The sequence below is a fragment of the Cobetia sp. 29-18-1 genome (assembly GCF_029846405.1).
Classification (GTDB): domain Bacteria; phylum Pseudomonadota; class Gammaproteobacteria; order Pseudomonadales; family Halomonadaceae; genus Cobetia; species Cobetia amphilecti.
The window spans coordinates 103,376-117,327 of sequence record NZ_JARWKS010000014.1; the positions used below are offsets into that span (position 1 = coordinate 103,376).

10 protein-coding genes and 1 tRNA gene are annotated in these 13,952 nt (G+C 64.1%); 4 read left to right on the plus strand and 7 right to left on the minus strand.

Features of this window, described 5'->3' with window-relative positions:
• Positions 1–25 precede the first annotated feature (25 nt).
• From putA to QD208_RS12095, 3 genes are all read right to left on the minus strand, one after another.
• Positions 26–3,205, minus strand: coding sequence for a bifunctional proline dehydrogenase/L-glutamate gamma-semialdehyde dehydrogenase PutA (gene putA, locus QD208_RS12085; protein ID WP_225348112.1), 3,180 nt, complete (start codon positions 3,203–3,205; stop codon positions 26–28).
• A gap of 506 nt (positions 3,206–3,711) precedes the next feature.
• Entirely contained in the window at positions 3,712–4,470 is a 759-nt protein-coding gene (locus tag QD208_RS12090) for an AraC family transcriptional regulator (protein ID WP_054556785.1), read from the minus strand.
• A complete protein-coding gene (locus tag QD208_RS12095) occupies positions 4,470–4,835 on the minus strand; it encodes a hypothetical protein (RefSeq protein WP_043335450.1) in 366 nt (121 codons plus the stop codon). The genes QD208_RS12090 and QD208_RS12095 overlap by 1 nt, the downstream gene beginning before the upstream one ends.
• 200 nt (positions 4,836–5,035) lie before the next feature.
• On the opposite strand from QD208_RS12095, the gene QD208_RS12100 reads away from it, so the two are divergent.
• Positions 5,036–5,701 (plus strand): helix-turn-helix domain-containing protein, encoded by a 666-nt coding sequence (locus QD208_RS12100; RefSeq protein ID WP_279836947.1) that lies wholly within the window; start codon positions 5,036–5,038, stop codon positions 5,699–5,701.
• Between the two features lie 155 nt (positions 5,702–5,856).
• Here QD208_RS12100 and QD208_RS12105 read toward each other — a convergent pair whose 3' ends face one another.
• From QD208_RS12105 to QD208_RS12115, 3 genes are read right to left on the minus strand one after another with little or no spacing between them, the layout of a single operon-like run.
• Positions 5,857–7,377, minus strand: coding sequence for a tripartite tricarboxylate transporter permease (locus QD208_RS12105; protein WP_043335451.1), 1,521 nt, complete (start codon positions 7,375–7,377; stop codon positions 5,857–5,859).
• Positions 7,377–7,814 (minus strand): tripartite tricarboxylate transporter TctB family protein, encoded by a 438-nt coding sequence (locus QD208_RS12110; RefSeq protein ID WP_043335453.1) that lies wholly within the window; start codon positions 7,812–7,814, stop codon positions 7,377–7,379. The genes QD208_RS12105 and QD208_RS12110 overlap by 1 nt, the downstream gene beginning before the upstream one ends.
• Positions 7,814–8,788, minus strand: coding sequence for a tripartite tricarboxylate transporter substrate-binding protein (locus tag QD208_RS12115; protein WP_240548726.1), 975 nt, complete (start codon positions 8,786–8,788; stop codon positions 7,814–7,816). Before QD208_RS12115 ends, QD208_RS12110 begins: the two co-directional genes overlap by 1 nt.
• 637 nt (positions 8,789–9,425) lie before the next feature.
• On the opposite strand from QD208_RS12115, the gene QD208_RS12120 reads away from it, so the two are divergent.
• On the plus strand, positions 9,426–11,084 hold the full coding sequence (locus tag QD208_RS12120) for an MFS transporter (protein WP_279836948.1): 1,659 nt from the start codon (positions 9,426–9,428) through the stop codon (positions 11,082–11,084).
• A 149-nt stretch (positions 11,085–11,233) separates the two neighbouring features.
• Here QD208_RS12120 and QD208_RS12125 read toward each other — a convergent pair whose 3' ends face one another.
• Positions 11,234–12,301 carry a tripartite tricarboxylate transporter substrate-binding protein gene (locus tag QD208_RS12125; protein WP_279836949.1) on the minus strand — a complete coding sequence of 356 codons (1,068 nt, stop codon included), beginning with the start codon at positions 12,299–12,301 and terminating at the stop codon, positions 11,234–11,236.
• 322 nt (positions 12,302–12,623) lie between these two features.
• Between QD208_RS12125 and QD208_RS12130 the strand changes: the two genes are divergently transcribed.
• Together QD208_RS12130 and QD208_RS12135 are read left to right on the plus strand one after the other, a co-directional pair.
• Positions 12,624–13,664 (plus strand): adenosine deaminase, encoded by a 1,041-nt coding sequence (locus QD208_RS12130; RefSeq protein ID WP_347881998.1) that lies wholly within the window; start codon positions 12,624–12,626, stop codon positions 13,662–13,664.
• A gap of 158 nt (positions 13,665–13,822) precedes the next feature.
• Positions 13,823–13,896, plus strand: a tRNA-Gly gene (locus QD208_RS12135).
• The last annotated feature ends 56 nt before the right edge of the window (positions 13,897–13,952 follow it).

Consider the following 13,952-nt stretch of genomic DNA (forward strand, 5'->3'; position numbering starts at 1 on the left):
CTGCCGCGAGAGCAGGCAGCGTCGGTCATTCGTCGCCCATGGCGAGAAGAGACGCGTTGCCGCCGAGAGCCGTGGTGTTGACGGTACGGGTCTTCTCGGTAGCGAAGCGGTGCAGGTAGTGCGGGCCGCCGGCTTTCGGGCCAGTACCAGAGAAGCCCTGACCACCAAACGGCTGTACACCTACCACAGCACCGATGATATTCCTGTTGACGTAGACATTACCAACACGAATTTTCTGTGCAACGGCATTAGCAAAACTTTCGTTTCGCGAATGCACACCGAAGGTCAGGCCGTAGCCGAGGCCATTGATGGTATCGATGACCTTGTCCACTTCGCCGCCTTTCCAGGTCGCGATGTGCAGTACCGGACCGAACTGCTCGCTTTCCAGGCTATCGATGCCATCGATGCGCAGGGCGACCGGCGCAACGAAGGTGCCGTGCTCGGTGATGGTCTTGTCGACGGCGGCTTCGGCGATCACGCGGCCCTGGCTGCGATATTCCTCGATGTGCTTGAGCAGACCGGCACGCGCTTCCTCGTCGATGACCGGGCCGACGTCGGTGCCCAGATCGCGCGGGTCACCGATCTTCAGCTCGTCCATCGCGCCCTTGAGCAGGCCGATGACGCGCTCGGCGACGTCTTCCTGCACGTAGAGCACACGCAGGGCGGAACAGCGCTGACCGGCACTCTGGAAGGCGGACTGCACCACGTCATTGACGACCTGCTCCGGCAGGGCGGTGGAGTCGACGATCATGGCGTTGAGGCCACCGGTCTCGGCGATCAGCGTCGGCAGCGGAGCGTTCTCACGCGCGGCCAGCGAGCGGTTGATGATCTGCGCGGTCTGGGTGGAGCCGGTGAAGCACACGCCAGTGATGCGCGGGTCGCTGGACAGCACGCTACCCACGGTCGGGCCATCGCCCGGCAGCAGCTGGACGACATCGTGCGGCATGCCGGCTTCGCGCAGCAGCTCGACCACGCGGTGAGCGACCAGCGAGGTCTGCTCGGCGGGCTTGGCGACCACGGTGTTGCCGGTGACGGCGGCGGCGACCATCTGGCCGCAGAAGATCGCGACCGGGAAGTTCCACGGGCTGATGCAGGCGAAGACGCCCTTGCCGCCGAGCATGATCTGGTTGTGCTCGCCGGTCGGGCCCTGCAGCTCGGTCGGCTCGGCGAAGTCGGCACGCGCACGGTTGGCGTAGTAGCGGCAGAAGTCGACCGCTTCACGGATCTCGGCGATGCCGTCGGTGAGCAGCTTGCCACCCTCGCGGGAGCACAGGGTCATCAGCTCGGCGGTGTGGGTTTCCATCAGGTCACCGAAGCGCTCGAGAATCGCGGCGCGTTCCTCGACCGGTGTCTGCTCCCAGCGCGGGAAGGCAGCCCAGGCGGCGTCGATGGCCTTGGAGGCTTCCTCGGCGCTGGTCCACTGCACGTGGCCCAGGGTGTCACGACGGTCGAACGGGCAGGTGACGGCCTGACGACGCTCGGCATTGACCTCGACATCGAAGGCCAGCTGCGGACGCACGTCGTAGGTGGTGTCCATGTGCGTGGCCATCTCGTCGATCAGCGGCTGGTACTGGCTATTGATGTTCAGATTGATGCCCCGTGAATTCAGGCGGTCTGCGCCATAGATATTCGGCGGCAGCGCGATGCGTGGGTTGTGGTAGGTCTTGTACTGATTGAGCGTGACCACCGGGTGGGTGCACAGGCTCTCGACCGGCACGCGCGGGTCGACCAGCTGGTGAACGAACGAGGAGTTGGCCCCGTTCTCCAGCAGACGACGCACCAGGTACGGGAGCAGGTCCTTGTGCGCGCCGACCGGCGCATAGATACGGCACCAGGTCCCCTTGGGGGCACGCTTGAGCGCGGCTTCATACAAGGCTTCGCCCATGCCGTGCAGACGCTGGAATTCGAACTGACGTGTCTCGCCGGCGTTGGCCACATCCAGAATGGTGCTGATGGTGTGGGCATTGTGGGTGGCGAACTGCGGGTAGATGCGTCCGCGAGTGTTCTCGGACAGCAGGAAGCGCACGCAGACCAGGTAGCTGACGTCGGTGGAGGCCTTGCGGGTGAACACCGGATAGCCTTCGACACCCAGCTCCTGGGATTCCTTGATCTCGCTGTCCCAGTAGGCGCCCTTGACCAGACGCAGCGGGATCTCGTCGCCTTGCAGGTCGGCGATGCGGTTCAGGTACTGCAGGGTCGGCAGGGCACGCGTCGAGTAGGCCTGCACGACGAGGCCGAACTTGCCCCAGCCGCGGCAAGTGTCGCTCTCGTAGACGGCGCGGAACACTTCCAGCGAGATCTCGAGGCGATCGACTTCCTCGGCATCGATGGTGATGGCGACGTTCAGCTCGCGGGCGATGCCGGCCAGTTCACGCACGCTTGCCACCAGCTCTTCCAGCACCTGCTCACGACGGCCGAATTCATAGCGCGGATGCAGGGCGGACAGCTTGATGGACACGGACGGCGACGGGGTGCCTTCCTTCAGCTTGCGCGAGGTTTCGCCGACGGTGCGGATGGCACGCGCGTAGTCGTCGAAGTAGCCCTTGGCGTCGTCGCGGGTACAGGCCGCTTCACCCAGCATGTCGTAGGAATAGGTGTAGCCCTTGTCGAACAGCGGCTGGGAGCGCTTGAGCGCTTCCTTGATGTCGCGGCCCAGCACGAACTGCTTGCCCATCACCTTCATCGCCTGGTACATGGCGCGGCGGATGACCGGCTCGCCGAGACGATTGACCATGCGGTTGATGAAGGTGGCCGGCTTGCCGTCACCCTTGGGCAGATCCATCTTGATGACGTTGCCGGTCATCAGAAGGCCCCAGGTGGAGGCGTTGACGAACCAGGACTCGCTCTGGCCCAGGTGGGACTTCCAGTCGGCCACGCCGAGCTTGTCCTCGATCAGCGCATCGGCGGTTTCCTTGTCCGGAATGCGCAGCAGCGCCTCGGCCAGGCACATCAGCAGCACGCCTTCCTGGGTGTCGAGGCTGTACTGCTGCAGCAGCTCGTCGATGGAATCGACGGCGGTGTCCATGGTGCGGATCTCGCGAACCAGCTCGGCCGTCTTGTCGCCGATGCGCTTGGCATCCTTGTCTTCGGCGTTCAGCAGCCCGACCAGCTCGCTGACGTAGGCGCTTTCATCGACCAGGTAGTGGTCGCTTAAGCGCGCGAACAGCGCCTCCGGAGACTGCTGCCAGGTGCTGGCGGCCAGCATCTGGTCACTGCGCAGGATGTTGTCCTTGAGCACATTGCCCTTGAGCACCCCTTGCTTGTCGTTTGTCGATGACTGGGCGGCTGTGGACGTGGCTGAGGCGATCGCGGCATTCACTGCACTGGACTGATCGGAGGAAGTGGAGGTGGTCATGGTGCGAACCCCTTGCTGCTGGGCGTCGAAGCGCCGAATGGGATTGCCGAGTCACAGCGCCGGGAGTGATGCAGAACGCATCAGAAAGCGCGACAGCGGCACGTCTGGATGTATGACTGAGAATGTAGGGTGGCGCAGGGGGGCGGGTCTTTCCAATTTCTCGGCTGCACATGTCAAATTCACGGGCATGTCAGAAAAGTGACACGCTTCTCCGACCTTTGTCGAAGGCTGTGCAGCGAAATGATGCGATCTTGTTATACCAAGGTGGTAGAGGCTTGAGGGGCGAATTGAAGAGCGGCGTGCCAGGCACACGGGCGGATCTGACACGCACGCCTCATCGGCTCCTGCCGGCTCGATCAGGACTTGCGCAGTGCCGAAGGCGGGAAGCCGAGATGCTTGCGGAAGGCGTGGGACAGGGCGCTCTGGTTGGCAAAGCCGCAGCGATCCGCGATCTGGGACAGGGAAAGCTCGCTGGTGCCCAGCAGCTGGCGTGCCTCTTCCAGCCGACGGCGCAGCAGATACTGATAGGGCGAGAGGCCGGTCAGGACGCGGAAGCGCTCGCTGAAATGCTGCTCGGAGAGATGCGACTGGCGGGCAAGATCCGCCACGCTGAGGCGCTGGCCGAGATTGGCGTCGATGAAGCGGTTGAGCGCGACCAGATCCAGCTGACGGCCACTGGTGCTCAGCGCGCTCATCGGCTCTTCGATGCGCGTGTTGAGGCAGGCGAGGAAGGTGGCGGCGAGCAGGTCGCCCGGCGCCTGCTGGTAGTCGTTGACTTCCGCGAGCATGAATTCGAGATAGCCGCGCAGGCGGGTGTCCAGCGTGAAGAAGCGTGGGCGCTCGAACAGACGCTTGAGCTCGCGATGATGGCCGGTCAGGTAGGGCGCATCATCGGGCAGGTCGAGAATCAGCTGGCGATTCTCGCCGATGCCCGCGTAGTAGTGGACATGATCGGCCGGCACGATGCAGCCGGTCAGCGGGCGAATCTCGCCGCCCTGGCCCTCGATCTCGAACTCGGCCAGACCATCAAGGCCGATCACCAGCTGGTGGTAGCTGTGATCGTGGTGCTCACGCAGGTTGGAGAGCGGGATCAGGCGCATCTCGCTGGCGGCCATCAGGCGCGAGTCTCCGCGACACCGGTGCGGGCACGCAGATGGCCCAGCAGCACGTTGAGCTCTTCACGACCGGCGCGCGAGAACAGCGCACCGCCCTGGGCCAGCTGCCACGGCCGGGCATGGTTGTCGAAGATGCCCTGGCAGCGGCGCCGCAGACTTTCCAGATACTCATCATGGCGAATCGGGTAGCCGATCACGCTGTGCCACTCGTTCTCGTTGATCTCGCCGCTGATCGCCTGGTCCAGCACGCGGGCGATGTCGCTGTAGTCGGTGCGAAAGCGCGGCGTACGCGACATCATCAGCATGGCCACGGTGCCGACGGTGACGATCAGGCAGACCACGAAGGTGATGATGAAGATGGACATGAGCGAACCTTGTGCGGACGTAACCGGAAATAGTGTGGTAGCTCACCATTCTATCACGCTGCACGGCCAGTATCGTCAGTGCGGCAGGCGCGTCATGTTCTGTCTGTCAGAACGTTATGGCATGATTCAAGTCCATTGAGACGGCATGGCGCACGTTGCCTGTCAGCCTCGTTCTTCACCTGCCGTGGGAGTCCCGCCGCATGGCCAATCAACGTGTGGAAGCGGTCGAGCGTGCCTTGACGCTGCTGGAAGCCTTTACCCCCGCGACCCCTCGCCTGACGCTCAATGAGCTGGCGCAGGCCAGTGGTTTCTACAAGAGCACGATTCTGCGGCTGATGGGCTCGCTTGAGCACTTCGGCTATGTGGCGCGTGACAGCCACGGCATCTACTCCATCGGCGCGGCGCTGGGGCGTTTTGCCCAGCTGGCGCCGGCGCTGCCGGCCCGCGAGGCTCAGCTGCGCGGCTGGTTGGCGGCGCTGAATGCCGCCAGTGGCGAGACGGCCAGCCTGATGCTGGTCGAGCACGGCCCGCTGGCCGAGGCGCGCCCGGTGGAGGGCGTGACACGCCCGCGTCAGGCGATGTGCCAGTACGCGCATGTCAGCCAGTGGCCGCTGCGTCATCAGCTGGAGGAGGGCGAGCTGGTCGATGAGGCGCTGTCCGCCTTGCTGCAGCAGTGTGTCGACAGTGGCGAGATCGAGACCGGTGAGGCGGCCGGCCTGTCGGTGGCGGCGCTGGCGGTCAGCGTCGCCCAGCATCACGACGGGGGGCTGGCACCGGCGGAAGTCATCGTGCTCAGTGGCCCGACGGCGCGCCTGACGCCTGCCCAGGCCCACCGCCTGCTCGCGCAGTGGCAGCAGGGCGACTGAAGCGCGCTCACCAGTGACCGGAGTCTTGAAGTGCTGAAATGACATCGCCCCCGCCGGCAAGACCGGCGGGGGCGATGTCATTTCAGAGCGCTGTCATTCAGGGCGTTGTCGTTCAGGGCGTGTCACCTCATGAGAGGCGCGGACCCTGGCCAGGATCAGGCGTCGGTGGCGGCCTTGGCGGCGCTCATGCGGCGACGCAGGATGGGGCCGACGATCACCGGCAGCAGCAGACCGGCGATGGCGATGCACCAGAGGGTCACGGCCAGCGGGCTGCCGATCAGGATGGTCCAGTCGCCGTCAGACAGCTGCATGGCGTGACGCAGGTTCTTCTCCATCTCCGGCCCCAGCAGCATGCCGAGAATGACCGGCACCAGCGGGATATCCAGCTTGCGCAGGAAGTAGCCGGCGACCCCGAAGGCGACCATGAAGTACAGGTCGAAGGTCGAGTGGCTGATGGAGTAGATGCCCACGAAGGCGACCATGGTCACCACCGGCAGCAGGTACTTGGGCGGCACGGACAGCAGCTTGACGAAGATGCCGACCATCGGGATGTTCATCAGCAGCAGGATGACGTTACCGATCAGCAGCGCCGCGATCACGCCCCACACGATGTCGCCGTGCTGGGTGAACATCAGCGGGCCGGGGGTGATGTTGAGCGAGATCAGCATCGCCAGCAGCACCGCGGTGGTACCGGAACCCGGCACGCCCAGCGTCAGCATCGGCACCAGGGCACCAGAGGCGGCACCGTTGTTGCCGGCTTCCGGGGCGGCCACGCCGCGCGGATCACCTTCACCGAAGTTGCCTTTCTTGCCGAGGATCTTCTTCTCCAGCGTGTAGCTGATGAAGCTGCCCAGCGACGCACCGGCACCCGGCAACACGCCGGAGATGAAGCCCAGCACACCGCCGCGGAAGGAGGTCGGCAGGATGGCGACGATGTCCTTCAGCTTCAGGGTCATCTTGTTCATGGCGATCATCGGCTTGCCTTCACCGGCGTGCTGTTCGATGAAGAACAGCAGCTCCGAGATGGCGAACAGACCGACGATGGCGATGATGAAGTCGATGCCCTCGAACAGCTCCAGCACATCGAAGGTGTAGCGCTGGGTGCCGGTGGAACCATCGATGCCGACGGTGGCGATCATCAGGCCGATGGCGGCGGCCATCAGCGTCTTGACCGGATTCTTGCCGGTGATGCCGCCCAGGGTAGCGAAGGCCAGTACGAACAGTGCGAAGTATTCCGCCGGGCCGAAGGTCAGCGCGAAGCTGGCCAGCCACGGCGCCATCACGATCAGGCCGATGGTGGCGATCAGGCTGCCGATGAAGGAGGCGATCGCCGAGATGGCCATCGCTTCGGCGGCCTTGCCTTTCTGGGCCATCGGATAGCCATCGAGGCAGGTCATCATCGCCGGCTCATCGCCCGGGATGTTGAGCAGGATCGAGGAGATGCGCCCGCCGTACATGGCACCGGCGTAGACCGAGGTCAGCAGGATCAGCGAGGTTTCCGGGCTCAGGCCCAGGGTGAAGGCCAGCGGAATCAGGATGGCCACACCGTTGGCCGGGCCCAGGCCCGGCAGTGCGCCGATCAGGGTGCCCAGGAAGGCCCCCAGCACGGCGAACATCAGATTCTCTGGCTGCAGGGCGATGCCGAAGCCCTGCATCAAGAAGCCAAGACTTTCCATTACGCCACCTCCAGGATGCCCAGCGGCAGTGGTAGCTCAAGCACGAAGTTGAACAGGGCGAAGACGACGATGCCGCCGAGCAGGCCTGTCACGTAAGCGCGAACCGGCTTGGAGCCCATGCGCCAGCACAGGGTGCCGACCGCAGCGGTGGTCGTGACGATGAAGCCCAGTGGCTCAAGCAGTGCGGTGTACAGGCACAGGATGACGATGGCCAGCACCATCTCGGCGCCGGTGCGGCTCCACGGCCATTGCTGGTCCGGGTCGGGGCGCACGATCAGATACAGGCTGCTCAGCGCCAGCACGATCGAGAGTACCGTGGGGAAGGTTTCGGGCCCGATGGACTCGGCCCCGCCGAAGGGTTCCGGGAACTGCTGGGCACCCCAGCCGTACGCGACGGCCAGGGTGAGCATCAGCAGACCAAAGATGCGGTCATTCATCAGCGAATCAGCCCAATGTCCTTGGAAAGGGTCTGGATGTCCTGGATCTGTGCCTTCACGAAGGCATCAAACTCGGCACCCGATTTGTGGAACGGCATCAGGCCGCTCTTGGTCATCACGTCTTTCCATTCTTCGCTTTCATAGACGCTGTCCAGCGTGGTGGTCCAGTACTGCTCGGCATCGTCGCTGACACCGGCCGGGATGTAGAAGCCGCGCCAGTTGGGGGCGACGGCATCGATGCCCTGTTCGCGAGCGGTCGGCACCTCAGCCAGCTTGCCCGGCAGGCGCTCTTCGGAGAGCACGGCCAGCACTTTCAGGTCGCCGGATTCCATGAAGCCCTGAATCTCGGAGATATCACCGGTGAAGGCCTGCACGTGGCCGCCGACGACCTGGGTGATGGCTTCGCCGCCGTTGTTGTAGGACAGGTAGGAGACCTTGGGCAGGTTCTCGACATCGGCTGCCTGGGCAGCGATCAGCACCTTGAGGTGATCCCAGCCACCTGCGGCACTGCCGCCGGCGAACTTGACGGATTTCGGGTCTTTCTTCAGCGCGTCCATTACCTCGCTCAGGGTGTTGTACGGCGAATCCTTGGAGACGGCGATGGCGCCGTAGTCCGCGCCCAGTGCGCCGATCCACTCGACCTGGTCCTGATTCATGCCCGGGAACTGGCCCTGTGCCAGGCGGGTGGTGGTCGCGGTGGAGGCGGCCACCAGCAGCTGCTCGTCACCGGCACGCTTGGAGACGGTATGCGCGAAGGCGACGCCGCCACCGGCACCGGCCATGTTGATGGTCTGCACGTTGCCCGGCACGAAATCGAGCTCAGACAGGATCTTGCCGACGCTGCGGCAGGTGAAATCCCAGCCGCCGCCCGGATCAGCCGGAGCGATGCAGTCAACCTTGCCTTTCGGTTCGAAGGCGAAGGCCTGGGCGGACATGGCGGTGACCACCGCGGCTGTCAGGAGTTTGAGTGTCATATGACGTGTCATGGCGACCTCTGGTGTTATTGGATTGTGGTAGCGGCACATGTCGTGGGTCAGGCGCTGGCAGCGGCTGAGCGAGAAACTCGCCCTGCAGCCGCGAACCTGACAGCAACCTTACAATTCTGTAAGGCGGAACTTTATTCTGTATGGTGAAATTAGACTGCCGCCCGATGGCTCGCAAGATACCCATTCGTCGCACCGACCTTGGTCGAAAGGCATATTTGCGCACCTTTGCGGTGCATTTTTGTGAATGATCCGGCTGGGTGTCGTGTCGGAATCTGGCGGTTTCCGACGCTCTCTTGCTTCTCTCTTGCTTCTCTCTTGCTTTTCTCTTGTTCCTCTCTCACTCCTCTCTTGTTTTTCTCTCGCTTCTCTATCGCTGCTCTCTCGCTGCTCTTGCATGCCTCCCTCGCACCTCTCCCAGCAGGCCCGAGCGGGGCGCTTGCGCCGCCTGCGTGAGCTGTGCGTTCACGGGTGCCCTGGCTGGCTTGTCGTGTTTGAAACGTTATGCGGCGTTGCAGCAGAAGCGTGGTCCTTGGGCTTTGGTCTAGCGTGTAGCCGGTGGCCAGACTGCGTGCTGACCAGGTGCCAGCGTCAATCGTGCAAGGGGACAGGGGAGGGGAGAAGACTCATGGCCAAGGTGTTGGGCAGTGTGTGGGCGTTGTTGCTGGGTATCGTGCTGATCATGCTCGGCAATGGCATGCACTTCACGCTGATCGGTCTGCGTGGCGGCATCGAGGGCTTCTCCTCGGCGGAGCTGGCGATCGTCACCTCGGGCTACTTCGTGGGCTTTCTCTCCGGTGCGCGCTATACGCCGGTGCTGATCCAGCGGGTCGGGCATGTGCGGGTGTTCGCGGCGCTGGGCAGCTTCATCTCGGCGGCCTTGATCGCCTTGCCACTGCTGACCGAACCCTGGGCCTGGACGCTGCTGCGCCTGCTGATCGGCTTCTGCATGTCGGGCATCTATGTCACGGCGGAAAGCTGGCTGAATGCGGCTGCCAGCAACGAGACGCGCGGCAAGGTGCTGTCGGCCTACATGATGGCGCAGACACTGGGCATCATCGGCGCGCAGGGCCTGCTGACGCTGGGCGATGCCGCGACCTCGGTGCTGTTCATCTGTGCCTCCATCCTGGTGTCGATCTCCTTCGGGCCGATTCTGCTGTCGGCGGCCGTGGCCCCGGTGGTCGAGGTGTCGCGGGCCATGTCGTTCGCGAAACTGTTCAAGGCGTCACCGCTGGGCGCCATCGGCATCTTCTTGCTCGGCAGTGTCTATGCGACCCAGTCGGGGATGGGCGCGGTCTTCGGCACCCAGGTGGGCCTGTCGGGCTCACATATCGCTCTGTTCATCGCCATGCTGTTCGCCGGCGCGCTGGTGTTGCAGACCCCGATCGGCTGGCTGTCGGACCGCATGGACCGCCGCGTGCTCATCTGCGGCCTGTCCGCCGCCGGGGCAGGCTCGTGTCTGTTCGGCTGGATGGCGGGTGATGCGCTGTGGCCGTTGATCGCCTCGGCTTTCTTTGCCGGGGGCGTGACCACACCGCTTTACGCGCTGCTGCTGGCCTTCACCAATGACTCGCTGTCGGCCGAGGAGATGCCGGGCGCCTCCGGCGGGCTGGTGTTCGCCTTCGGGCTGGGCGCCATCGTCGGGCCGCTGGCGGCAGGTGGCGCGATGGAGGTGATGGACCCCTACGCCTTCTGGCTGGTGCTGGCGACCACCTTCGTGGCCATCTCGCTGTATGCGCTCTATCAGATCACCCAGCGCGAGATGGTGCCGTTCGAGGAGACCGACAGTTACCTCAACATCCTGCCGACGGCGTCACCGATGGCGGTCGAGGTGGCGGTCGAGTGGGCACATGAACACGCCGAGGATGAGCAGTTGGCCGCCGAGGCCGCCGAGGCAGCGGCGCAGGAAGAGGCCTTCGAGGTCGCACTGGAAGAAGCCTTCGAGGAGGCATTGGAAGAGGCGCTGGATGAGGCGTTCGAGGCCAACGTCGCGCCGCTGGAGGAGGCGGAACTGGTGGAGCCGGACCACGAGTACGTGGCAGAGCCGCTGCTCGAGGCTGATGCTGACACGGAAATCGCGTTCGAGACGGAGCGGTTGTCCGAGCTGTTGCCGGGAGCGGAGCTGACAACTGAGACAGAAGCAGCGCCGGCATCGGACAAAGAGCCTCGGTCACAGACAGAGTCAGAGAGAGATTCTGAGCCGCACGAAGAGAGCGACCCGCAATCGCCCTATCAATTCGACTCCGAACATCAGCCGCCCAAGGGGCCCTGGCCCTCCATGCCCTGAAAACGCTGGGACAAACCAGCCAGTAAAAAAGACGCCACCCCGAATGACGGGGTGGCGTCTTGCTTTCGCAGCCTTGAGCGTTTGCCGGGCGAGCGCGGCGCTCAGGGCTCAAGGGTCTCAGGGAGCCAGTACCTCAGGGCTTCAGTTGATCACTGCAGGCCCAGCTCCTGCGACATCTGCTCGACATCGCTGACCTGCTGGGTGATGAAGCGATCCAACGCCTTGCCGGACTTGTGGAACGGCATCAGGCCGTTGTCCTGCATCACCTGCTGCCACTCGGGCGTCTCGGCCATGCGGTTGAGGGTCTGCTCCCACCAGTTGAAGGCGGCATCCGATGCGCCACCCGGCAGGTAGAAGCCGCGCCAGTTGGGGGCGACCACATCGATACCTTGCTCACGTGCGGTGGGAATGTCGCTGTACTGGCCGGGCAGACGCTCTTCACTGAACACTGCCAGCAGGCGCAGGTGGCCGGATTCGACGAAGCCGCGGGCCTCGGTCATGTCGCCGGTGAAGGCTTCCAAGTGGCCGCCCATCACCTGGGTGATGGCGACGGAGCCTGAGTCGTAGGCGAGGTACGGCAGGGCGCGCAGGTTGTCGATGCTCGCCTCACGCGCCGCCATCAGCACCTTGAGGTGATCGAAGCCGCCCGCGACATCGCCACCGGCGAAGCGCACCGCCTTGGGGTCTGCCTGCATGGCGGCCAGCAGCTCGTTCAGCGATTGATAGGGCGAGTCCTCGGCCACGGCAATCACGCCGTAGTCGGCGCCGAGGGTCATCAGCCAGCGTACGTCGTCGACCTTGCCGTCCTGATAAGCATGCTGGCCCAGACGGGTGGTGGTCGCGCTCGAAGCGGCGACGATGACCTGCTCATCGGCGTGGCGCTTGGACTTCACATGCGCGAAGGCGACGCCACCGCTGGCGCCGGGCACGTTGAGGGTCTGCATGCCGGCAGGGATGAGGTTCTGCTCATCCAGCAGGCGGGCTACGCTGCGACAGGTGAAATCCCAACCACCGCCGGGCTTGGCGGGCGCGATGCACTCCGTCTTGCCCTGCGGGGCGAAGTCGGTCTGTTCGTTCTGCTGCTCTTGGGCGGCGTTGGCGCTCAAGGGCACCAGCAGGCCAAGGCTGAGCAGCAGGGCAGCGGGCAGGGCGCCAGTGCGCTGTCGAGAATGCTTTCTGCGTGAGAAGGGATGGCGGGCAGGGGATGTGGTGTGCATGGCTATCGTGTCCTTGGTGTTCAGCGTCGATCGTTATGGTTATGTCAGTCAGCGCGGCATGGAGCTGGACGTTGCTGGCTGTCGCACGCTCATGACTGTTGTGGTGAGCTTGTGTCGTGAGCTTGCGAGAGTGCGAATGAACGAAAATAGCCTATTTCGGCGAGTCGCGAAAAGGCACGGCAGGCGGGCATCGCGTAGAGAAATCGCATTTCCCGCGCCGTCTCTCCTCAAGGTGGTCTCGGGATTGCTAGAATTGCGCCACCAGGCTGTGGTGAGCGCTCCGCGATCTTCCAGCCGCCGCCTTTCATTGAGGAGACGGGCCATGACCCTTACCCCGCGCATGCACGACTTTCTCGCCCGCCTGCCCAAGGTGGAGCTGCACCTGCACATCGAAGGCTCGCTGACGCCGGCCTTGATGTTCGAGCTGGCGGCGGAGCAGGGCATCACATTGCCCTACGCCACCCTAGGGGAGGTCGAGGCGGCCTATGACTTCGCGGATCTGCCTGCCTTCCTCGCGCTCTATTACCAGGGCATGGGCGTCTTGAATGACGAGTCGCACTTCTACCGCCTGGCGCAGGACTACTTCCGCCGTGCGAGCGCCGATGGCGTCAAGCATCTGGAGCTGTTCTTCGATCCGCAGGCGCATCTGGCGCGTGGCGTGAGTCTGGAAACCCAGTTCGCGGGGCTGGAGCGCGCCTGTCGTGAGGCGGTGAAGGAATTCGATATCACCTCGGCGCTGGTGCCGAGCTTCCTGCGCTGTCATTCCGCGGCGTCTGCGCGCGAGCTGTTCGACGCGCTGATTCCCTTCGAGTCACGCTTCGTGGGTGTCGGCCTGGACAGCGCCGAGATCGGCAATCCGCCGGAGAAGTTCACCGAGGTCTTCACGCTTGCGGGGGAGCGCGGCTGGCATCGTGTCGCTCACGCTGGTGAGGAAGGCCCGGCAGAGTACATCCGCACGGCGCTAGAGGTGCTGGGGGTGGAGCGTATCGACCACGGTGTGCGCTGTCTGGAAGACGCCGCCCTGGTCGCGCAGCTGGCCGAGCGGCGTATCCCGCTGACGGTGTGTCCGCTGTCCAATGTCGCGCTCAAGGTGGTGGAGCGCATGGAAGACCACCCGCTGCCGAAGCTGATCGAGGCGGGCCTCAATATCACCCTCAATTCGGATGACCCGGCCTATTTCGGCGGCGGCATGCTCGACAATTTCATCGCCGTGCAGCAAGCGCTGAATCTCAGCGAGGCGCAGTGGCTCACCCTGTGCCGCAATGCCATAGACGCCGCCTTCCCGCAGCGCGGCGAAGGCCTCGGCATGAGTGACGCCCGCCGTGGCGTGCTGCTGGCACAACTCGATAGCTGCGCAGCCTGAGAATTATCACCGGCGCTTGAATACTGAATGCAATCAACGGCTTGGCCACCAACATCGCCAGTACGACGCCGCCTGCGGCAACCGCTCCATCAGATGTTGCTTGACCGCGCTAAGTCGTTGAGTACAATGCAGTTCTGGCGTGCGCAATGCACCGCCCTGCGGGTGTAGCTCAATGGTAGAGCAGAAGCTTCCCAAGCTTAAGACGAGGGTTCGATTCCCTTCACCCGCTCCAGATTGTCTAGTCCTGAAATAGGTTGACACTTTGGGAACTCAAAACGCTCGATGCAC